The 21,010-nt window shown below is 43.0% G+C and carries 16 protein-coding genes; 13 read left to right on the top strand and 3 right to left on the bottom strand.

Annotated elements, in window-relative coordinates; translation table 11 throughout:
• The first annotated feature begins 41 nt into the window (after nucleotides 1-41).
• The 3 genes from IM793_RS12720 to IM793_RS12710 are packed head-to-tail and all read left to right on the top strand — an operon-like array spanning nucleotide 42 to nucleotide 5,850.
• Nucleotides 42-1,286 (top strand): TlpA disulfide reductase family protein, encoded by a 1,245-nt coding sequence (locus IM793_RS12720; protein WP_193421880.1) that lies wholly within the window; start codon nucleotides 42-44, stop codon nucleotides 1,284-1,286.
• Between the two features lie 7 nt (nucleotides 1,287-1,293).
• Entirely contained in the window at nucleotides 1,294-4,482 is a 3,189-nt protein-coding gene (locus IM793_RS12715) for a SusC/RagA family TonB-linked outer membrane protein (RefSeq protein WP_193421878.1), read from the top strand.
• A 12-nt stretch (nucleotides 4,483-4,494) separates the two neighbouring features.
• The gene (locus IM793_RS12710; RefSeq protein ID WP_193421876.1) at nucleotides 4,495-5,850 is read left to right on the top strand and encodes a RagB/SusD family nutrient uptake outer membrane protein; all 1,356 of its coding nucleotides are present in this window, start codon (nucleotides 4,495-4,497) and stop codon (nucleotides 5,848-5,850) included.
• A gap of 37 nt (nucleotides 5,851-5,887) precedes the next feature.
• On the opposite strand, the gene IM793_RS12705 is transcribed toward IM793_RS12710, so the two are convergent.
• The 3 genes from IM793_RS12705 to IM793_RS12695 form a co-directional block, all read right to left on the bottom strand.
• Nucleotides 5,888-6,205, bottom strand: coding sequence for a hypothetical protein (locus tag IM793_RS12705; protein WP_193421874.1), 318 nt, complete (start codon nucleotides 6,203-6,205; stop codon nucleotides 5,888-5,890).
• A 128-nt stretch (nucleotides 6,206-6,333) separates the two neighbouring features.
• Nucleotides 6,334-6,771 (bottom strand): MauE/DoxX family redox-associated membrane protein, encoded by a 438-nt coding sequence (locus IM793_RS12700; protein WP_193421872.1) that lies wholly within the window; start codon nucleotides 6,769-6,771, stop codon nucleotides 6,334-6,336.
• 132 nt (nucleotides 6,772-6,903) lie between these two features.
• Complete coding sequence (locus IM793_RS12695; RefSeq protein WP_193421870.1) at nucleotides 6,904-7,482, bottom strand: hypothetical protein; 579 nt, start codon at nucleotides 7,480-7,482, stop codon at nucleotides 6,904-6,906.
• 979 nt (nucleotides 7,483-8,461) lie between these two features.
• On the opposite strand from IM793_RS12695, the gene IM793_RS12690 reads away from it, so the two are divergent.
• From IM793_RS12690 to porV, 10 genes are all read left to right on the top strand, one after another.
• On the top strand, nucleotides 8,462-8,740 hold the full coding sequence (locus tag IM793_RS12690) for a helix-turn-helix domain-containing protein (protein ID WP_132402259.1): 279 nt from the start codon (nucleotides 8,462-8,464) through the stop codon (nucleotides 8,738-8,740).
• A gap of 377 nt (nucleotides 8,741-9,117) precedes the next feature.
• Nucleotides 9,118-9,756 carry a DUF6266 family protein gene (locus IM793_RS12685; RefSeq protein WP_193421868.1) on the top strand — a complete coding sequence of 213 codons (639 nt, stop codon included), beginning with the start codon at nucleotides 9,118-9,120 and terminating at the stop codon, nucleotides 9,754-9,756.
• A 63-nt stretch (nucleotides 9,757-9,819) separates the two neighbouring features.
• Nucleotides 9,820-10,194 (top strand): hypothetical protein, encoded by a 375-nt coding sequence (locus IM793_RS12680; RefSeq protein ID WP_193421866.1) that lies wholly within the window; start codon nucleotides 9,820-9,822, stop codon nucleotides 10,192-10,194.
• Nucleotides 10,113-10,676: a peptidoglycan-binding protein gene (locus IM793_RS12675; protein ID WP_227256239.1), complete on the top strand. Its 564-nt coding sequence runs from the start codon at nucleotides 10,113-10,115 to the stop codon at nucleotides 10,674-10,676. The genes IM793_RS12680 and IM793_RS12675 overlap by 82 nt, the downstream gene beginning before the upstream one ends.
• Nucleotides 10,663-11,148, top strand: a complete 486-nt coding sequence (locus IM793_RS12670) for a hypothetical protein (protein WP_193421863.1) — start codon at nucleotides 10,663-10,665, stop codon at nucleotides 11,146-11,148. Before IM793_RS12675 ends, IM793_RS12670 begins: the two co-directional genes overlap by 14 nt.
• Before the next feature lie 249 nt (nucleotides 11,149-11,397).
• A complete protein-coding gene (locus IM793_RS12665; RefSeq protein WP_193421861.1) occupies nucleotides 11,398-11,865 on the top strand; it encodes a T9SS type A sorting domain-containing protein in 468 nt (155 codons plus the stop codon).
• A gap of 19 nt (nucleotides 11,866-11,884) precedes the next feature.
• Entirely contained in the window at nucleotides 11,885-18,460 is a 6,576-nt protein-coding gene (locus IM793_RS12660; RefSeq protein WP_193421859.1) for an RHS repeat-associated core domain-containing protein, read from the top strand.
• Nucleotides 18,447-18,848 (top strand): hypothetical protein, encoded by a 402-nt coding sequence (locus IM793_RS12655; protein WP_193421857.1) that lies wholly within the window; start codon nucleotides 18,447-18,449, stop codon nucleotides 18,846-18,848. The genes IM793_RS12660 and IM793_RS12655 overlap by 14 nt, the downstream gene beginning before the upstream one ends.
• 46 nt (nucleotides 18,849-18,894) lie before the next feature.
• A complete protein-coding gene (locus tag IM793_RS12650; RefSeq protein WP_193421855.1) occupies nucleotides 18,895-19,311 on the top strand; it encodes a hypothetical protein in 417 nt (138 codons plus the stop codon).
• 119 nt (nucleotides 19,312-19,430) lie between these two features.
• Nucleotides 19,431-20,597: a type IX secretion system outer membrane channel protein PorV gene (porV, locus tag IM793_RS12645; RefSeq protein ID WP_193421853.1), complete on the top strand. Its 1,167-nt coding sequence runs from the start codon at nucleotides 19,431-19,433 to the stop codon at nucleotides 20,595-20,597.
• Nucleotides 20,598-21,010: the final 413 nt, after the last annotated feature.

Here is a 21,010-nt window from a genome sequence, read left to right as displayed (position 1 = left end):
GCTTTTAAGGTGCTAGCTGCTGCTGATATAAACCAAAATTTATGAAACAATTTATTTTAACGGGCTTTATGCTGTTGTATTCCTTATACTCGTTCCCGCAGGCGGGCAATTTTGCTTTTAAGGTTGGCGATACTTTACCTGGTTCTTTCTGGTCGGGTTCCCGGCAATTTCTGGAGCGTGGGCATTTAGTATCAAAAAACCTGGAGGCATTTAGAGGGAAGCCGCTGGTGCTGGATTTTTGGGCAACCTGGTGTGCACCGTGCCTTGCGGGGATGTTCCATCAGCATGAGTTGCTAAAAAAATCCGGGAACGGGTTCAATCTTATCAGGGTAACCAAAGAAAATGATGCGGTTGTTTCCCGCTTTTTTAAAACTGGTAAGAATCCACTCGGGGCAGAATTTAGTTCGGTTATCGGCGATCTTGATCTTAATGGCAGGTTCTTGCATAACGGTATCCCGCACCTGGTGTGGATTGATGGTGATGGTGTGTTTTTGGGTGCCTCGGGTGGCGATTTTTTTATAGAAGAAAATATTACGGCTTTGCTGGCTGGGCGGTTTTTGCCCCCGCTTTCTACTTATGTTTTCCCAAATACGGGATTGTACTTAAACAAGAACCCTAAGGGTATGGTGGCTTTTAATGTATTAAGCCGGGGTGCGGTTAGCGGGTTAAGTGGTACACAGGTAAGGAGTTTTGAGGGGAATACGGGGAAGGTCATTTTTAACAGTTCGCTGCGGTGGATTTACAACGTGCTTGCCCGGAAGCAGTTTGACTGGTTTACTGCGCAGCGGATCTTTCTTGATTTCCACGACCAGGCTGCATTCAATAACTATGGCAAAGACCCCGCAAATCTTTTTAATGTAGATTTCTGGTTACCCTCGGCAAAGCTCCGGGAGCTGCCGGGGCTGATGATGGAATTTATGAATACCAGTTCAGGATATTGCGCCAGGCCTGGTATCCGGTTTACACGCTGTTATGTAATGCGCTTTCAGCCTTCAAAAGTGGATGTGCCGTTATCTACAAAGGGTGGCGCTGTTGTTAATGATGGATTTCAGGCAGGGGGGCGCTTTATCAATCAGCCGGTAAAAAACCTTGTTTTAAAAATAATGGATTTGCCATGGGTAAAGCTGCCGGTGGTGGATGAAACAGGGTTTTCTTCCAATATCGATATGGAGCTATCTGTAGCCGGCAATTTGAAAGCGCTTAACGAGCAAATGGGCAGGTACGGTATCAGAATTTCGGAAGAAGGCAGGGAATTAAAAATGCTTGTAATAACAAAAGATAAATAGTCGAATAATGAGATACATATATATATTGCTATTGTTGTTCCTGTGCTCTGTAAATAAATTATCTGCCAGGTCTTGGAATATCTTTGTTTTGGATGAAGAGGGGCAAAAACCTTTGAGGGGAGCTAAATTGCATACCGTAGAAACGGGTAATGATTTGTATACTGCCGAAGATGGGGCCCTTAAAATAGACCTTCCTGCCGGAGAATATAATTTCGTTATCAGCTTTACCGGGTATGAAGACAGGCATTTAAAACTGGCATTCCCCTTAAAGGCTGATGTGAAGATATTGCTGCAGGCCAGGGTAAACATTCTTTTGGATGTAGAGGTTAATACTGGCTATCAAACACTGCCTAAAGAGCGGGCAACCGGATCTTTTACAAATTTGGATAACAGGCTTTTATCGCAACAGGTGGGGCCGGGCATACTCACAAGGTTAGAGGCGGTTTCTTCGGGGCTTATTGCAGATCGTTCTACAAATGCGGGCGGGCGGCTTTTGGTTCGCGGTTTAAGTAGTATCCAGGGGCCGCGCACGCCGCTCATTGTCTTAGATAACTTCCCGTATGAGGGCGATATCAATAATATTAATCCGAACGATATTGAAAGCGTTACCATATTAAAGGATGCGGCTGCTTCGAGTATATGGGGAGCCAGGGCCGGGAACGGCGTTATCGTGATCACTTCAAAATCAGGAAAGTACAATTCAAGGATCAAAGCAGATTTTACGCTGAACTCGAGCTATGCCGCAAAACCAGATTTAAAGCGTTTACCGGTGATGGGTTCTGGCGATTATATTGATACGGAGCTTATGCTTTATGCCAGGGGGTTTTATACTTCACAGATCAATAATGCAACTAAACCTGCGCTAAGCCCTGTAATAGAACTTTTGTTGAAAAGGGATAACGGTGCGATTTCAATCGATGCGGCCAATCTGGAGATTGATAGGTTAAGGCATATTGATGTGAGGGATCAGTATACCAAATATTTCTATACAAACATGTGGAATAATCAGGCATCTTTAAATCTCTCTGGCGGGAACGAAGCATTGAAGTGGATTGCCGCAGCCGCTGCTGATAGGAACAGGTCGGATCTTCATGTTCCGTTCAATAAGGTAAATTCCAGGTTACAGCTAAATTTCAGGCCGTTAAAAAAGCTGGAATTGTGGGGTGGGTTTAATTATGCAAAAAGTGAAACCGCGAATGGCCTGCCCGGTTATGGAGATGTGAGCTTTAGTTCCGGGAATCTGTATCCATATGCAGAATTTGCAGATGCATCTGGCAATCCTCTGGCTATGCCAAAAGACAGGCGCCCTGTATTTTTTAATTCTATTGCCAACGGACTTCTGGGCGACTGGGCTTATTACCCGCTAACAGATAACAGGCATGTAACCAATAAAATCGCTACTACTGATCTGAATCTTAATTTCGGGTTTAATTATAAACTTCCGCTGGGCTTTTCGGTTGATTTTAAATACCAGTACGAGAATCAGGAAAAGAAGAATAGCCTCCTTTATGATGATCAAAGTTATTATGCCAGGTACCTGGTAAACGATTTTGCGCAGTTTTCAAACAACACTATTGTGTACAAAGTACCTAAGGGCGGCATTTTAGACAATACAAACAACTCGTTAATGGTCCATAATGTAAGAGGGCTGCTCAATTACATGCTGTTAAAATCAGATCATAGTATAAATGGGCTGCTCGGTGCTGAAACCAGGGATGTAAGGGGCGATGCAATCAGTTCAAGGCTGTATGGGTTCCGTGATGATATTATTACAGCGGGAAGCGTTGATTATACAACCCTTTATCCCTCGTTGATTACCGGGAACAGTTCATTCGTTCCCGATAGAAATGGGATTCAGAAGACGACAACGCGCTTTGTATCATTATTCTCCAATGTTGCGTATTCCTATAAATCAAAATATACCTTTTCGCTTAGTGGCAGAAGGGATGCCTCAAACCTTTTTGGGGTTTCTACAAACAATAAATGGAATCTACTATGGTCATCGGGTGTTTCATGGAATATTGAGCGCGAAAGCTTCTTCAAAGCTAGCTGGGTTTCATTATTGAAGGTTAGGGGAACATATGGCGTATCGGGCAACGTTGATCCCTCCATGTCTGGCCTTACCACAATAACCTATGCCGGTAATTCTATAAACCTGGGGCAGCCCTTTGCCCGTTTCAGTAATTATGCCAATCCATTATTGCAATGGGAAAGCTCAGCGATGCTAAATATCGGTGTCGATTTTTCAGTTTTAAAGGAAAGGATAACGGGGTCTTTTGAATTTTATAAAAAGAAGGGCAGGAATTTATTCGGCCGCGAGAGTTTAGATTATACAGGAGGTGTTGGGCAATCGATCGTTAAGAACGTAGCAGAGATGAGTGGAAATGGTATTGAGTTGCAGCTAAGTACCTTAAATATTTCAGGAGCGTTGAGCTGGAGAACTACATTTAACTATAGCCGTTACCATGACAGGATCGATAAATATCTGATTTCGATCGGGCAGGGAAGCAATTTTCTCGGCACCGCAGGTTCGCCGCCTATATCGGGGCTGGTCGGAAATCCTGTTTATTCCGTTTATGGCTACAAGTGGGCAGGTCTTGATCCCGTTAACGGAGATCCATTGGGGTTTCTTTCTGGCGAGGTGAGTAAAAATTACAGCAGTATTGTTGGTACCGGAACACACTTAAACGATCTGGTCTATTATGGTTCTGCTGTTCCACGGGTTTTTGGTACAATCGGTAATTCCTTTCGTTATAAGAATATAGAGCTTAACGTACAGGTTAGCTACAAGCTGGATTATTTTTTTCGCAGAAATTCTATCCAGTATTCCAACCTGTATAGCAATGGCCTTGGCCATGGCGATTTTGCTATGCGCTGGCAGAAGACTGGCGATGAGGCTTTTACGAACGTTCCCTCCGGTGTTTATCCTGCTGTCGGCGCAAGAGATAATTTTTACCGCGGGGCAGAAGTGCTGATATCAAAGGGAGACCATGTGCGCTTACAATATGTAAATCTAAGCTACTCGCCAACCCTAAGCGGCAAGTTATTGCGCGGCATTACGTTTTATGCTACGCTGTCTAACCTTGGCTTGTTATGGATGGCCAACAAACAAGGGATTGATCCCGAATATGAGATAAATGGCACCGGTATCGCTCCATCGAAAACAATTTCACTTGGGCTAAGGCTTGGGCTATAAATAATAAACAATATGAAAAATACAATAATATTTGCCCTTATGCTGTCATTAATGGCTTTCGGGTGTAAAAAATTTCTGGATGAAAAATCTGACGCAAAACTGGCTGTACCTCAAAGTCTGGAGGATTTACAGGCAATTTTAAATAATGAAAGTTCAATCAATGGTGTAGACCCAAGTGCACAGGAGGTTTGTTCTGATGATTACTATGTTTTGGATGCAGATTTGAACAGCCTCTTTCTGGAGCAGGAACGCAGGCTATACACCTGGCAAAAAACAAATCTTTTTGCAAACACTGGGGTGGCTAACGAATGGCAGGGCTTATATTCGCTCGTTTATGCCGCCAATACCGTTCTGGAAAATCTCGAAAAAATCGGGCGTACGCCAGAGAAGGTCAGGGAATTTGATAATATTAAGGGCCAGGCGCTGTTTAATAGGGCACGGGCTTACTATAATATCCTCCAGGTGTGGTCTGTAGGCTATAACAGGGAAATTGCCGGTAATGCACCGGGAATGGTAATAAGGACATCGACAGATTTTAATGAAATTTCTGTCAGGTCGTCCCTTCAGTTAAGTTATGATTATGTGCTTTCAGACCTTAAGGCTGCATCAGCTCTTCTGGCGCCTACAACTGTTAATCCTGTAAGGCCTTCTAAGCAGGCAGCCCTGGGTTATTTAGCCAGGGTATACCTGGGTATGAGCGATTATAAAAACGCATTCTTACATGCCGATTCGTGCATAAGGATGAAATCTGTCCTGTTAGATTATAATACGCTAAACAGCTCGGCAACTTTTCCGATCCCGCGTTTCAATGTAGAAGTAATTTATGATTGTGGGAGTATTTTACCGCAGATACTGGGCAACACACGTGCTAAAATCGTGCCGCTGTTATATAATTCGTACCATGATAACGACTTGCGTAAGCAGCTTTTTTTTAGAAATAATAACAATGGCAGTTTTGGATGGAGGGGTAATTACCGGGCAGGGCAGGGAATGTTCCCCGGACTGGCAATCGATGAACAGTTTTTGATTAGGGCAGAATGTAATGCAAGGCTCGGCAATCGGCAAAATGCATTAGATGATCTTAATTCACTGCTGATCAAACGGTTCAAAACAGGTACGTTTAAACCATATGGACTTGCCACCATTGCGGATTTAAATGAACTGATTATGTTGGAAAGGAGGAAAGAACTGTTAATGCGGGGTTTAAGATGGGCCGATCTGAAAAGGTATAATTTAGATGGGGCAAATATCGAGTTGTTAAGGACGGCAAATGGCGAAAACTATAGCCTGAAAGCCAATGATTCGAGGTATGCTTTGGAAATTCCGCAGGATGTAGTATTGCTTAGCGGTATAAAACAAAATCCCTGAATTAAAACAAATGGCCGGTTTTAGGCCGGCCATTTTATTATTGATATGGTGTTCTTCCGGTTGAAAGATCAAGAATATCATCACTGCTTTTACCAACAAAAAATGCCTGCAGTTCTGTTGGTGTATCGTACTCTTCCGGAACAGCTATCACACATGGAAGCGGTGCCTCCAGTTCCGTACATGATTCATCCGGTGTAGACGTATGAACATATTTTGTATAATCCAGTGCATTGTTCCCACTGTTCTGCTGGTATGCCCAGTTTGTTGTGGTTCTTGAGTTAAATGCACTGGTTGTAAAGATAAGACCGAACCCTAATACTAGGGCTACAAGGCCTAAATTGATTTTTTTTAACATGGTATTTAGTTTAAGTGTTCTCCCTTGCTTTTTTTTGGGGGAGGGTTGAAGATCTGATCTGGTGCTTTGGTCTGGCGATCGGTTGATTTTTTTTTCTATCGGGATATGACCGGTATCCATTGTGGCGATTACTCTTTGTCACGTACCTCCCGCTTTAGGTGAATAGTTAAGGTAATTATTGTTATTGCGGTGAATACAAGGTTGAAAATGAGGTGCGATTTCCAGCCAAGCATTTTTAGTACACCGCCACAACTGCAGGGCACTTTGCTGAAATAGCCTGCCAGGATGAGGGCGATGTAAAGGGCGAAAGCAGTAATTAACAGGAGCGATGCAATGAGGCCATATAACCTGGTTTTGTTAAAGGCAAGCAGGGTAGCGGCAATAAGTTCTGCGGCTGGTACGGCTATCAGTAAAAATGCAACTAAACTTTCGGAGAAAACCTGTTTGGCCAGTTCGGTTTTAAATTCCTCGAGGTTGCCTAATTTGCTTGCGGCGGTAGTGCCCCATAAAATAATCAACAGGAGGTAACCTATATGATATGCGCTTTTACTTAAACTTGCTTTCATAACCTGATCATTTTTAATTGAGATATTTTACTATCCTTTAAATCCGGTATAAAGTTCGGTTCAGTTTAGGCTAAGTGAAGGCTATATAAGTTACCAACTCGCAAATTCTTAATAGAATTGGGGTAATAAATGTTACCTTTTTACTGCTTTTGCCCTTAAACGGCTCAAAACTTTTGGATGGATGCCTAAATAATTTGCAATTATTTTGAGTTCGCAGAGGTTAAACAGTTCTGGTTTTGATTTCATCAGGTTGTTGAAACGGGCGGTGCTGCTCAGATGTGCCAGTGATGTGGCGTACAGGATTAACTCCGCAATCTGTTGCTGGTAAAGTTTGTTGATGAGTTCCCTGTATTCCGGGAACACTTTGTAAAGGTTGCCGGTATATATTTCTTTATATGCGATAATGGCAGAATCTTCCAGAAATTCTACATACATTTCTTTTCCCGCATATTCACCCAGCATTAACAGCGATGTAAGAAACCGGTCTTTTTGCCAGAACAGGATAGTCGTTTCCTCTTTTTCTTTAACAGCGTATAGCCTTAATGTGCCTTTACTGATGAAGATTAGGGGAGAGCTGTATAACTCAGACACCTTAACGGTTTGTTTCTTATTGAACCTGCGCTCATGAAGAGAATGGTTTAGATAACATTTTAGCACATAAGAGGGTTTTAAGTAACATTCAATTTTTTTAAAATAGCTTTCATTTTCCATAATATATTTTTAGGGCAAAGAAAGAAGCTTTCGTGCTGTCGTCAAGTTGCTGGCTTAGCAACCCTGGCAACCCTGACCAAATCTGGGAAGTAATTGTTTTTGATAAAATTGCTAACTAAATTTAATGGCGCCTGTTTCTGCCTTTTGTGCTGAAAAGATTTTTTACGGCAATTAGACCGGAGGGTTTAACAAGTAATGAGCATTTGGCCGGTTAAAACGGATGAAGGGAAATGGATATTTAGACAGTTATGTTTTAATAAAATTGAATGTTATACTGCCTGGTGAGATAGATGAGTGAAATATTTTTAATATACCAGGCTTGCTGCCCGGGCAACTTTCAGGCAAATAACAGGTATGGGCTAAATTGTTTTATTTGCCTGCATAAGCTGTTTTTTTTGCCAGGCTCAAATTTTTAATGTTCCGTTTGTATTGACATTAAAGCCGCCTGGCTGCAATAGATTGCTGTTTTTGATATACGATTCGATATAAATTGCCGTTATACATGGCATTAAACGTAATAATACTACGTCTTTAATTACTGATAAAAATTACACATGATGGAAAAATTAACACCAGTTACTTTTTCATCCCTATCAATTAAATTATTTACTACAGTGCATAAATTTCCCGTTTATGCACGGCAAAACCGCCCACAGCGGGTGGCTTGTATTATTTTTAACCTGGGGCTTATCTGCCTTAGCAGGGGCTACCCATAACTTTGGGGGCATTTGCCCCCGCAATAAATTTGAATTTACATATCTACAATTAACTTGAATATTATTGGGATTGTTAAACAGCTTTTGGTGCTGTTTGGCGCTAAAATTTACAGGTAAAAACCACCTTTTATACTAATTTAAGCCGCTTCAGTACCATGGGTTTAACCGCCCGAATAACAGCACAGAAACCTCTTCCGGATCTGGTTGCGGAACGCCTCATCAGCCTTTCGCAAAATGGTTTAGTGTTTTAAATTTTACGCCTTATGAATCATCTCGAAGCACTGGTACAGGTCATGTACAATATTTACCTCGTACTCAACAAAGAACAACTCACCTTTACTTTTATCGATCTTTTCGGCGACCCTGATGCGCAACTCACCCGCCAACAGGTTAAAGATTACTTAAACATTAGCGAAAGCACCTACAAACGTAAGGTAAAAGATGGCACGTTAAAGCCTGTAAAACTACCTGGTGGCGATCGTTTTTACCTGAAGGATCTGCTGGCCGCCTACCTGGAGAGCCAGCGAAAAGGCCGTATCTGATTACCCTTTCTTTACCTGTTGTTTACCCTTTCTTGCTACCATGTTAACCCCAGGGTTACCCCATGCTTACCTATTCTTTACCTTTTGGTTACCTAAAAGGTAAAGCCAGGCTTTGTTTTGGCTAAACGGCACCACTCGTTATGGTCATGCTGCCCTTAAGTTGGCTGCCACCGGCGCCCCGTTTTTTGCACCGCCTGGCAGTAATCCGATGGTCCATTACGGCTCAAAAACGCCAGGATTTGGCTCAATTTAGCTCATTTCAGCTCAAAATGAGGTGATAATGCCGCCAGGCCGCTAGGTTTGAGCATGGATTTAAACATACCGGTATAAACAGAAATCCTTTGTACAAACATTTTTTCACTTAAAAAAACAAAATTATGGCAACTTATTCAAAAGGCGCAAATGGCGCATTCTCTGGCAAAGTAGGCAGTGTAATTGGCAGCAACTGGCGCAGCATCGATTACCTGAGGGGCTTACCAAAAAAAAGCAGCAAACCCAGTACCGAACCCCAACTGGCCCAGCGTGCTAAATTTGCGCTCGCCGCACTCTACCTGAGCCCTATTAAAGACATTTTAAACATTGGCTTTAAAGACAAACAGCTGAACAAGATTACAGGTTACAATGCCGCGGTAAAAATCTTCTTAAACCAGGCAGTTGGTGGCAGCTACCCGGATTTTGCAATCGATTTTTCGCAGGTGGTGGTTAGCAAAGGTCCGCTTTCGGTTTTTCATGGCCTTAATGCAAGCCTGCAAGGGGCAGATCTGGTACTGAACTGGCAGAGTATTTTAAACCGCTACAATTCTTTTACTGATGACTCGCTTACCGTAGTGCTTTTTAACGCTACCAAAAGCATGTACCTGGTGTACGAAGATGCGCAACGCGCCACAATGACTTACACCGCGGTAATTGGCGCCGGCTTTAGTGGTGATATTTTTCACGGATGGGCTTTTGCAGTGAAACGCGATGCCATGGCCGTGGCAAACAGCCAGTACCTGGGTACCTATACCATTCCTTAATTTAATTCATCACCCGCCCAAACCATGCAGTATTGCAGGTTTGGGCTATTTAACAGAAAAGATATGAAAACATTAAAACTGGCTTTAATGGCGCTAACGCCAAAAAGGCAACTACTCGAAAAACTGATGCTGGCCACCATCTTAATTCTGGGCTGGCTTACCCTCCCTAATTTATTAAGAACCTTCGAACCTACCGCTGCCTTGCTCGATGCGGGTATTTGGCAACTGCTTTTGCTTGGCCTGTTGTGTTATGTGGCCCTAATGCAAATCTCCTGGTGGCTTTTGTACCGCTTTTGGCTCGGCCTTGGGCTGCTTAATTTAACAGATATGGTTTTACGATTTAAACAACTCACATCATGGCAACAGTTAAGATTTTTTTGGGCATCGTTTGCTTTGCTCTTTTTAGCGGGCATAGCCTGCCTGGCCGCTATAACATAAACCAGGCGCCTAACACGGCCATGCCCGATAGGGCAAAGCTGTTGTGCATTGCGAAAAACGAAGTGGGTGTGCGCGAACTTTCCGGACACAACGATGGGCCGCGGGTAGCCGCATACCTGCGTTATACAGGTGTTGAACAGGGCAGCCCCTGGTGTGCAGCTTTTGTAAGCTGGGTTTTTGGCCAGGCCGGCTACAGCGCTCCACGTAGCCCCTGGAGCCCGGCCTTATTTCCATTCAATAAACGCACCGAACAGATACGCCCTGCAGTAGTATTCGGCATCTACTTCAGCCACCTGAAACGCATTGCTCATTGCGGTTTAGTGGAGCGGCAGGAAGGCGGTTGGCTTATTACCATAGAAGGGAATACCAATATGGAAGGCAGTAGAGAAGGAGATGGGGTATACCGGAAACGGCGGTCAATAAAAGTGGTCAAATACTTTGCCGATTGGACCAATAGGAAAGGAGCGGATGATGAAAACTGAGTTGAACCTATTGGTGGCCTGTAGCATGCTCATTACAGCTTGCGGAAGCTTAAAAAGCAACGAGACGCTGCACACGCAAAAGCTTCAATCGAATAGCCTGAACCGGGAGAATACCAACCAGCAAAGCTGGGCAACAGAAAGCACTTTACTAATTGACACCAGTAACAGCGAATATGTGGTGCAAATTACACCATTGGGGAAATTTTTCTACAGTGCTGAAAATGGTTTCGAAGGCATGGCCGAAAAAGTTGTGCTAAGCGGAAAAGCCGATAAACGGCGTATCATCCATCAGCAACAGCAAACCGGCCATCAGCTTCAGCACCAAAAGCACAGTCTGGAAAGCACACAGTTAGCAACCAGGGTGCAGCGCATTGATAAAAGCAGAAAGCCAGCTTCGGCCGTTTGGTGGATAGGGCTGGCAGTGGCACTTGGCCTTGCTTACTGGCTAATAAGAAAATGGCGCTTCGCCTGAATAGTAAAAATGCTCCCTTTAAACAATTTAGGGGAGCATTTATATAAGTCATTCAATAAGACAGCGCTAAAATTGGATGTTTTACGAAACTGAATGAGATTTTATTTTTTTTAATTTTTTGGATAAATACAGGCTTTGGTGTAATAAACCAGCGGTTTCGTGTAAAAAAATAGACAAATTTTTGTAGTTTTTTCAATTTTAATAAGGTAACGGAAACTAAATTAAAACGACTCTAATTATTTCGCTCAAATGGAAAAAGTCTATCTTTCTCTTTTACTGGTAGGGTTATGTTATCTCCCCAATAAAGCATTTTCCCAAAAATTAAACTTCAGCTATGACGCCTCAGGAAACCAGTCGGAAAGACGGTGGGTCTGTATCAATTGTCGCCCAGCCCAAGGCCTTAGTGTTGTAAACAAGATGTCAACAGGCTTGCCACCGGGTGAGACAGGCGAGGGGGAAATCACTGAAAAAGTACTTAAGGTCTTTCCAAATCCGATTAGTGAAAGTGTCAACGTTTCGTGGGTGTTGCCCAAAAAGGCCTATGTTAAAACGATGGATGTTTTCGCTATGGGTGGAAACAAGGTATTTAGCGGTAAATATAAACCTGAAGAGAACAGTACCCAGATCACTTTGAACAAACTTCCGCCCGGGACTTATCTCCTTGTCATCAAATATTCAGACAACAATTCAGAATCAATTAAGCTCATAAAAATCTAGTTCAAAACGCACTACGCTCATGAAACAATTCTTGCTCTCAACCGTTTTTTACATTTTTTTCATTTCCTTATGTTCTGCGCAGTCTTCAGCAGACGGTACCAGGCAGTCATCAGATTCAATCCGTAAAGACTCACTTTCGAAGAACCCGGTTCTTTCGAAAGAAATCATCTTTGTTAAAGGCGCCATCCCAACAATATCAAGAGACAGCATGCCGTTGCAGCGCGTTAGCGGTGCCAGGGCTGCGCTTAGAAATACCAATAAAGTAGTGGCACCCGGTGACCCAGGCGAACCCGGATATCCTCCGATTGATCCTGTTGACCCTATAGATCCCGTAGATCCTGGAAATCCACCAATCGGCGGAGTTACCCTTGATGCGGGCAGAACGGCTGGTAAACTGGATGTAAGCGCTACAGGAGGGGCAACCTATACGGTGCCGGTTTCACTTCCGCCGGGCCTTGGCGGTTTTATGCCCCAGGTTTCACTATCCTACAATAGCCAGGGCGGTAAGGGGGTTGTTGGGCTTGGATGGGAAATCCTGGGCCGTTCGGCTATTACGATGATCTCTACTACACGCTTTCATGATGATAGAATCGATGGGGTAAACTTCAATACTTATGATCGGTTTGCTCTTGATGGACAGCGTTTATTGCTAAAAAGTGGTGTTTATGGTACAGACGGAGCAGAATACCAAACGGAAAACTACTCCAATATTCGGATCATATCCCATGGGGTATCACCATATGGCAATAATATTGGACCCGAGTATTTCGAAGTGCTTTATCCGGATGGTTCAAAAGCTTTCTATGGCAATAGCTCTTCTTCAAGATCACCATCTGAATATGCAATTACCTACAAGGAAAATGCAATAGGCGCGAGGATCAGTTTCCAGTATATCAACAATAACAATACCCTGCTTCTCTCTCAGATTGACTATGGTGGGATGGGTACCGCACAGGCAATCAACCAGATTGTTTTTAACTACGGTTATGCCTACCGGGCCGAGCATGGTTATATTGCCGGTACTCCCTTCTATCAGTCGAGTTTATTACAGAAGATAAGCGTGATTGCAAATGGGAACAATTTTAGGAATTATAAACTTACCTATAACACAGTTTCTACGCTGAACTATCAACGACTTTCAAACATCCAGGAATTTGACGGTACAGAACTTAAGGCACTCACTCCAATATATTTTACATACGGTGCCACTAATGATGTTATGAGCATCAGTGTGATCGGAAACCTAAGCCTTTCTGGCATCGCAAGCAACAATTCGGATATTGTAACGGCCGATTTTACCGGTAACGGTTCGATGGATTTCCTTTTATACCCAAAATATTCCAAAGACAAATTCTGGGCATTCTTTGACGTAGAGGCGGGATCCCCGTATTACCAGTTGGGCTACCAGGTTAATGTTGGTTATTTCTCTGATATATTTCCGGCTAACTGGCTAACGTGGAACAACAAGATCATAGCCGGGCAGGGAATGCTTGTGGTGAAGGGTGCTTTGGATATTCCGAAATTTGAAATGTATTCCTCCGGAACTACTTCTCCGGTCTATTATCAATACGAAAAAACCTGGACGGATTTCCCCAGGGGCCCAAGTTATTATTCGGAATGTGATGGAATGACGCATGATGGAGCAAAATTGGGAATGACTTATGTTTCAGGGGATTTTAACGGAGATGGACTAACTGACCTGATGGCTGTGAACGACGCGCAAACTGTTGTGGGTGAGCGTTATGTGTATTATCAGGATCCTGTTGATGATAGGGCAAGTTATTGGGCCTGCGAACCGGACTATGGAGAGGTAACCTCGTCTGCTTATTTTATTGATATGGATAGAAGGCTTACTTCAAACTACATTACCAGTCTGGGTAGCCTTGCAGATACCTATCATTACTATGAAAAGTTGCTAACAGGTGATTTTAACGGAGATGGCAGGGCCGATATCCTTCACGTCAAATCTGGCTGGATGGGTGTGTATAGCATGAACAGTTCAAATTCGCTTGAACTGCTCTGGAGCCTTCCCGATAGCAGGATCAGTTATAGTCAACAGATTCTGATTGGCGATTATAATGGGGATGGAAAACTGGATGTGATGTTTACTACAGGAAACAATTCATATTTTGCTACATTTTTATCGACAGGAAAGTCTTTTATAAAACATGAACAGTACCAACCCTTTAGTAACACTGCAGGAACCTGGAACGGAGCGCCTCCTGGTACATTGAACCTTTACTACCTGATGCCTTCTGATGTAGACGGTGATGGAAAGACCGATATCATCTCAGCTCAGACCACTACATATAATAATAGTTCAAACGGCACCATTTATGCAACTGTATATTATAATTCAGGTGCATCATCAAACGGTCAGCCCAACTTTACCTATGGACAGTCTTCCAATTGGAGGCAAGCCAACTTAAAACACTATCCGATTCCTGTCTTGTTGAATACGACCAGGCTTAATTATAAGCTGGAGTTTGGGTTTATGAGCGACAATAGTATCTCCCTGTTCAAGTTTGAGAAAGATTTTAAAAAAGAATCCCAACTCACTTCGGTCGATCATGATGGCATTACCCACACCATAGCGTATAAAAGTCTGGATAATAGCCAGGATTATTCAAGTGATATCCAACTCTATCAATCAGGTTACGAACAGACCTATCCATATGTTGATCTACAGTCCATACCCGGATTAAATGTCGTGAGTAAAGTAAGCCGTTATTATAACGGGCAACAGCTCAACCAGGTTTATGGCTACGGGAAAGCGGTAAGCCACGCCGGTGGTCTCGGTTTTCTTGGCTTTGGGGAACTCATAAGGAGTAACTGGTTTGTTGATAGCTATGATAATAACCGTATTTTTAATATTGATGTCTTTGACCCTTTACTTAGGGGAGCTCCAGTGCGGAGTTTTACTTCAAAGTCTAGTTACATCAATCCGGCAATAAAAGATTATGTGGTAAGCGCCCTGCCTTCATCTGCTGTTTCAGACGGCGCCTCTATAAACGATTATATTACACGATCAGATAAGGTTTACAGTACGCAGCTACAGGCGAATAGAACCTTTATAAATGTTCCTGTTGCATCGGCATCGAAAGATATGCTCAGCGGTACCTACCATACAGAAGCTTTAGAATATGACAGTTATTTTAACCCTGTCAAGATCACTGATAATATCAACGGGGCAGGTACTAAGATTACCGAGATTAGTTATGCAAATAACCCAAGCGGATATTTTATTGGCAGGCCTTTGACCAATAAGGAAACCTTAAGCAATGGAAGTGATGTTTTTTCTACTGAGGAGGAATATACCTATAGTGGCGCGCTGCCTATACAGATCCGGAGAAAAGGGAATAACACCGGCTGGATGACCGAAAACATGGGCTATGACGCATTTGGAAATGTATCACAGAAAACAGTGACGTCGCCAGATGGAGCGCAGAGATCAGGATCAATGGTTTATGATGCCACGGGCAGGTTCCTCGTGCAATCTACCGACGCTGAAGGCATGATTGCCAGTAAATCCTATGACAATTCAACTGGAAATATCTTAAGTTCTACCAATCCTTTTGGACAGACAGAATCTAACCAGTATGACAGTTGGGGAAGGCTCGTGCTGATGACCGACCATCTGGGTAAGTCGAGCCATAAAGCCTATGACAGGGCGCTCCTTGGTGGAATTACAATTTCCTCCAGTAATGATGAGGGGCGGTCTTCAGTCAAATTTATCGATGCATTTGGCCGCGACAAAGGTGGCTATGAAAAAACAGTATTGGGAGGCGATGTTGCAAACGCGGTTGAATATGATGTGTACGGACGTTTATATAGACAGAGCAAGTTGGCGCCGCTTGGTTCTGCAAGCCAATGGAATTACACTACCTATGATGAATATGGGCGTACCAAACAGACCGTCAGTTTTACAGGAAAAGTATCTAATTATACTTATAGTGGACTTACCACAACCGTCAATGATGGAACAAAATCTGTTTCGACAACCAGGAATGCTTTCGGTAAAGTACAGAGTTTGCAGGATCCTGGCGGAACGATAAACTATACCTATTTTGCCAATGACAATCTTAAGACTGCGGACTACATGGGCATTGTGCTCACCATAGAACAAGATGGATGGGGAAGACGGAAAAAACTTGTCGACCCATCTGCCGGAGAGTACCAATATCAGTATGACGGATGGGGGCAGATGATCAAGGAAATTAACCCTAAAGGTTTTACAGAATACGAATATGATGCAGTAGGTAAAGTGACCAAGAAAAAGCTGGTAGGAGATGAAACCAATATGGTGTATTTTTATACCTATGATTCGAACAGTAAACTGTTGACCAACCTGTCTCTCACCAATTCGGATGGCAACAATACCAATTATACTTATCAGTATGACTCCAGCCATCGACTGAGCAGCACAACAGAAGACAATCTGCAGGCAAATTTTGTAAAGGGTTATACTTATGATGGTTTTGGAAGGATCAGTACCGAAAGTTATTCCGCAACCAATAAGGCAAATAACCTAACTGCACAAAAAACAGTCGAAATTCAGTATCAGAATGGCGAACCCCTTCAGACGAGTCTACAAGGAACAGGCCAGATTCTCTGGAAGCTAACCAATCTGGATGGTGGTGGAGCAGTAACAGAAGCTATACAGGGCGGGGCTATCAAAAAAACATTCCAATATGATACATACGGATTTCCACAACAGGATAAGACAGAAAATGTATCATCCACCCCGGTTACACTGATGAATTTGGGCTATAGCTTCGATGCCCAGCAAGGCCTTCTGAGCAACCGTAGCAATAGCGCCTTTAACTGGAGTGAAAGTTTTAGTTACGACAGCCAGAACCGAATGACCAATTTTAATGATAATAATGGTAATAATAGCCAGAGTTATGATAATAGGGGACGGATTCTGAACAACAGCCAGCTAGGAGACTACAGTTATGATAGCGGAAGTTATAAGCAGACCGAGCTTTACCTGAGTAACAATGTAACAGCGAATGCTTACTATCAACAGGATCATGCACTTCAACAGGTTACTTATAATATTTTCAAAAGTCCGGTAGAGATTTTTGAACAGGGTAAAGAGCGCATCGGTTTTGAATATAACGGAGCACTATCCAGATCGCATATGTATTATGGTGATGAGCAGACCGACAAAACACTTAGGCGTTACCGGAAACACTATTCGGAAGACGGGGGTATGGAAATTACTCATGATACACAGACAGGCAAAACGAGTTTTGTTTTTTATCTCGGAGGTGATGCGTACGCCGCTCCGGCAATCTGGAAAGAAGTTCACGAAGGAACCCAAAGCACACAGAATCTTTATTTTCTGCACAGAGACCACATTGGCAGCATCGTAATGATCACTGATGACCAGGGAGGTGTAGTGGAAAAACGGGCATTTGATGCATGGGGTAATATCGTGAAAATACAGGATGGTTATGGCAACAATCTGGCAGCATTTGTTATTCTGGACAGGGGGTTTTCGGGGCATGAGCACTTACTGGGGGTTGGGTTGATCCATATGAACGGGCGCCTTTACGATCCCAAACTACACCGTTTTCTATCACCAGATAATTTTGTACAGGATCCATATAACACCCAAAATTATAACCGATACGGCTATGCAATGAATAACCCGTTAATGTTTGTTGATCCGAGCGGAGAGTTTTTGTTTTTTGCACTTTTGGCGCCAATCGTCGGAAAGATAGCGGCCGCAATTATAGGGGGTGCGATTCTTGGGGCAGCCGTCGGTTCTGCGACTTATACTATTGCCAGTCTTGCCACAGGGAATTTTTCCTGGGGAGGCCTTGGGAAATCCGCACTGATCGGAGCAGTTTCTGGCGCGATATCGGGTGGCCTGAGTTCGATTGGGAGTGCCGGCGCTGCAGCAGGCAACGCAAGCAGCTTCTGGCAGTCATCAACATGGGGGCTTTTAAGGACAACAACTTCACAGGCAGCTACCGATATTATATTTGGAAATAAACTTACATGGGGAGGAATTGCCGGTGCAGTTGCAGGAGGATTCCTGAGCGCCCGCTTACCAAGCTGGAAAGCCGTAGAGGGAAATTGGTTCGGAAATGCTGCAGGAGAGATTGCACATAACACAGCAAGAGGAGCATTAACCGGACTTGTATCAGGTGGCATCAGTGCAGCTGTTGATGGTGAAGATATCAAGAATGGGGCATTGTTGGGGCTTAGGAACGGGGCACTGGGTGGTGCAGCACAGTCTGTGGCAATGATTACCACTTTTGGCGCTACCTATAAACCAAAAGTACAGGGACTTAATATTCCAAACGGTGTCGTTTTCAGGGAGGGCGGGCTTTATCAGTTGTTTCCAGGAGCCAGGGAAGTTACCTGGGGCAACAACATCGTTACAAATGAAAGTAATTTTACCACATACAAGCATGAGCTTGTGCATTATCAGCAATATTTAAGGCAGGGGTGGGCTATATTCCAGGGCCGTGGATTTTACGAGCAATTTCTTGCATCATTTAAAATTTTAGACCCATACGATGATTCATTATACAAATTACGGTTCCAAGAATCAGAAGCAACTTTTTATGAAAACAAATAAATTTAAAATGCTGGCAATATTTTGTCTTGCTATATCCTCAATGGGCTGCTTGGTACCAGGTGCGCCACATCACTTTGGATTTAGATCTATTAGCCATGGTAAAGATTCCATAGATATGATATCGTATTCCAATAGAATTCGGTACCGCCTATTTTTCGAGAATAAACAGATTGATAGTGTATTTGTGCTTGATCCGATAGCGAATAGTTATAAAAAGATGAAGCTGGATACCGCGTTCGGAGATTTTCGTTATGCGGGCTGGCAAAAGGCTAAAGATGTAAAAGAAATCGAAAAACTTGATACTATATCCATAAAATTTTTCGAAAGAAATCGAGTTTATGAAAAAAAATTCAAAGCTTCTCCTGCTGTGCCGGGTAACTTTAGATGAGATATTAGCATTAATAACGGATTGTTAACCGTGTGAATTTAGCCAGGTGGATATCAAGATAATCAACAAACAGCTTGCTGCGCTTATTGCGGTAATGGTAATTATAGGAACTTCCGGATGCCTTATGCCTGGAGCGCCGCACCATTTTGGGTACAGGTCAACTATGAACCCTAAAGATTCTATAGATATAGCTACAACAAGCTATCATGTTGTATACCGTCTCTTATCGAAGGGGATGAATGCAGACAGTATTTTCGTCCTTTCTCCAATTGACAATAAATTCAAAAAAATGAAAGTCGATAAGGATTTTGGAGAAGTTTACTATACAAGCCCGAGGTATAAAGTTCGAGATGTAAGAAAGATTGAAAAGACTGATACAGTAGTGCTGAGGGTTTTTAAAAAAAACGAACCGCAGGATAGGATATACCAGGCCGTACCTAAAATCAAAAAAGAACATAAATAGCGCAAATGGATAGGTGAATGGCTTTAAATACGCTGAAAGACAGTTTTTCAATGTTTAGGTATTCAGGCAGAGGTATTTTAGACCGGTTTTTAAATCCACCGCACAGAAAAATTCATATGATGAATAGAACATTTGTTTACATTATCTTATGCCTTCTGGTTGTTAGCAAAGCAGATGCACAGTATATTTCGGGCTATGGGACTGATGGCAGCAGGCAGGCGAACATCTATACCGCTGTACCATTTCTTTTGATCATGCCTCACCCGCGGTCGGGAGGAATGGGAAATGCCGGGGTTGCATTAAGCGGGGATGCAAATTCTACAGCAATAAATACCGCTGCGCTCGCTTTTCTTCCAACACAGCACTATGGTTTTTCTGTTAATTACAGTCCATGGCTAAAGCAACTCGTCCCTGACATGAGCATCTCTTACCTGAGCGGTTATTATCGCCTGAATGAAAGAAGTACGGTATCTGCATCTCTGAGGTATTTTTCTATAGGAAATGTGTCTTTCAGTAATGAAAACAGTCAGGAACTGGGTACCTACAGCCCCAATGAATCGGCATTTGACATTGGTTATTCGCTACAGCTGGGGCCTGAGTTTGCTCTGGGCGGTAATTTGCGTTACATTAATAGTAATCTTTTGGGTGGAGGGAGTATCAGTAGCCGAAGCAGTGGTTCCGGCAATGCTGTTGCCGCTGATATATCCGGCCTGTACCGGACGGAAGTTGCCCTTTTGGGAACCAACTCCAGTTGGAGCGTGGGACTAAGCCTATCCAATATAGGAACCAAACTGGTTTATGGAAATACAGGGAAATCTTTTTTTCTTCCTGCCAATTTTAAGATGGGTTCAGCGCTTCAGTTTGGTAAGGAGGAAAGCAGGGTGACCATAGCATTGGATCTTAATAAACTTATGGTGCCAACTCAGCCAATTTACGATCAGCAGGGCAATATCATAAAGGGAAAAGATCCTGAACGGTCTGTACCCTCCGGTATTTTTGGTTCCTTTGCCGATGCACCTGGCGGTTTTAAGGAAGAGCTTAAGGAGGTAGGTATATCAACGGGTGCTGAGTTTTCCTTTAAAGAAAAGTTCTTTTTTAGGGTAGGCTATTGTTATCAGCATCCCGATAAGGGAAATATTTCCTACCTCACTACCGGCCTTGGGTTTAAATACAATGTCCTTTCACTTGACCTATCTTATCTGATCGGGACGCCCTCAAATAATCCAATGGCAAATACGCTTCGATTTGGCTTGCAAGCGAACTTTGGTAACACAAGGCAAAAATAAAGAGGTTGTCTCAAAAGTAAAATCTAGCAGTTAAGTTCAGAATTTCATTTCGTTTCCCGTCATTCTCGCGCAGGCGGGAACCACGAAGTGCTCAGCGAAGCTAATCTTAAAGCGCGCTGTAATAGCATTAGGATTCCCAATTAAATTGGGAATGACGACTCCTCAAAATATAATTTGCTTAGTGGGCCAGCATAAATATTTTTGATACAGCCTCTTTTAGGCAAAAAACTAGGGATAACAAATAAAAGTAAAGTTGCTACAGCTCAAATAAGACTAATGCCTGCAACCGGGCTTTTATACCAGAGAGAATTGTTTCATAATAGCTTATAGCTTACTTACTGTCTTTATTATGCTAACCACAACTAAGTGACCAGAGCGGCGAGTTATATTTTTTAAATCACCTTTAATTCCTC

It is taken from the genome of Pedobacter sp. MR2016-19, assembly GCF_014947265.1.
Lineage (GTDB): Bacteria > Bacteroidota > Bacteroidia > Sphingobacteriales > Sphingobacteriaceae > Pedobacter.
The sequence above is the reverse complement of the archived record's forward strand: the minus strand, read 5'-3'. Positions and strand labels throughout refer to the sequence as shown.

What these genes read in the sequence shown, in the direction of transcription:
- IM793_RS12720 (WP_193421880.1), top strand. Translation starts at nt 42, where the DNA reads ATGAAACAATTTATTTTAACGGGCTTTATGCTGTTGTATTCCTTATAC.
- IM793_RS12660 (WP_193421859.1), top strand. Translation starts at nt 11,885, where the DNA reads ATGAAACAATTCTTGCTCTCAACCGTTTTTTACATTTTTTTCATTTCC.
- IM793_RS12680 (WP_193421866.1), top strand. Translation starts at nt 9,820, where the DNA reads ATGAAAACATTAAAACTGGCTTTAATGGCGCTAACGCCAAAAAGGCAA.
- IM793_RS12700 (WP_193421872.1), bottom strand. Translation starts at nt 6,771, where the DNA reads ATGAAAGCAAGTTTAAGTAAAAGCGCATATCATATAGGTTACCTCCTG.
- IM793_RS12690 (WP_132402259.1), top strand. Translation starts at nt 8,462, where the DNA reads ATGAATCATCTCGAAGCACTGGTACAGGTCATGTACAATATTTACCTC.
- porV (WP_193421853.1), top strand. Translation starts at nt 19,431, where the DNA reads ATGAATAGAACATTTGTTTACATTATCTTATGCCTTCTGGTTGTTAGC.
- IM793_RS12675 (WP_227256239.1), top strand. Translation starts at nt 10,113, where the DNA reads ATGGCAACAGTTAAGATTTTTTTGGGCATCGTTTGCTTTGCTCTTTTT.
- IM793_RS12685 (WP_193421868.1), top strand. Translation starts at nt 9,118, where the DNA reads ATGGCAACTTATTCAAAAGGCGCAAATGGCGCATTCTCTGGCAAAGTA.
- IM793_RS12715 (WP_193421878.1), top strand. Translation starts at nt 1,294, where the DNA reads ATGAGATACATATATATATTGCTATTGTTGTTCCTGTGCTCTGTAAAT.
- IM793_RS12665 (WP_193421861.1), top strand. Translation starts at nt 11,398, where the DNA reads ATGGAAAAAGTCTATCTTTCTCTTTTACTGGTAGGGTTATGTTATCTC.
- IM793_RS12695 (WP_193421870.1), bottom strand. Translation starts at nt 7,482, where the DNA reads ATGGAAAATGAAAGCTATTTTAAAAAAATTGAATGTTACTTAAAACCC.
- IM793_RS12655 (WP_193421857.1), top strand. Translation starts at nt 18,447, where the DNA reads ATGAAAACAAATAAATTTAAAATGCTGGCAATATTTTGTCTTGCTATA.
- IM793_RS12670 (WP_193421863.1), top strand. Translation starts at nt 10,663, where the DNA reads ATGATGAAAACTGAGTTGAACCTATTGGTGGCCTGTAGCATGCTCATT.
- IM793_RS12710 (WP_193421876.1), top strand. Translation starts at nt 4,495, where the DNA reads ATGAAAAATACAATAATATTTGCCCTTATGCTGTCATTAATGGCTTTC.
- IM793_RS12705 (WP_193421874.1), bottom strand. Translation starts at nt 6,205, where the DNA reads ATGTTAAAAAAAATCAATTTAGGCCTTGTAGCCCTAGTATTAGGGTTC.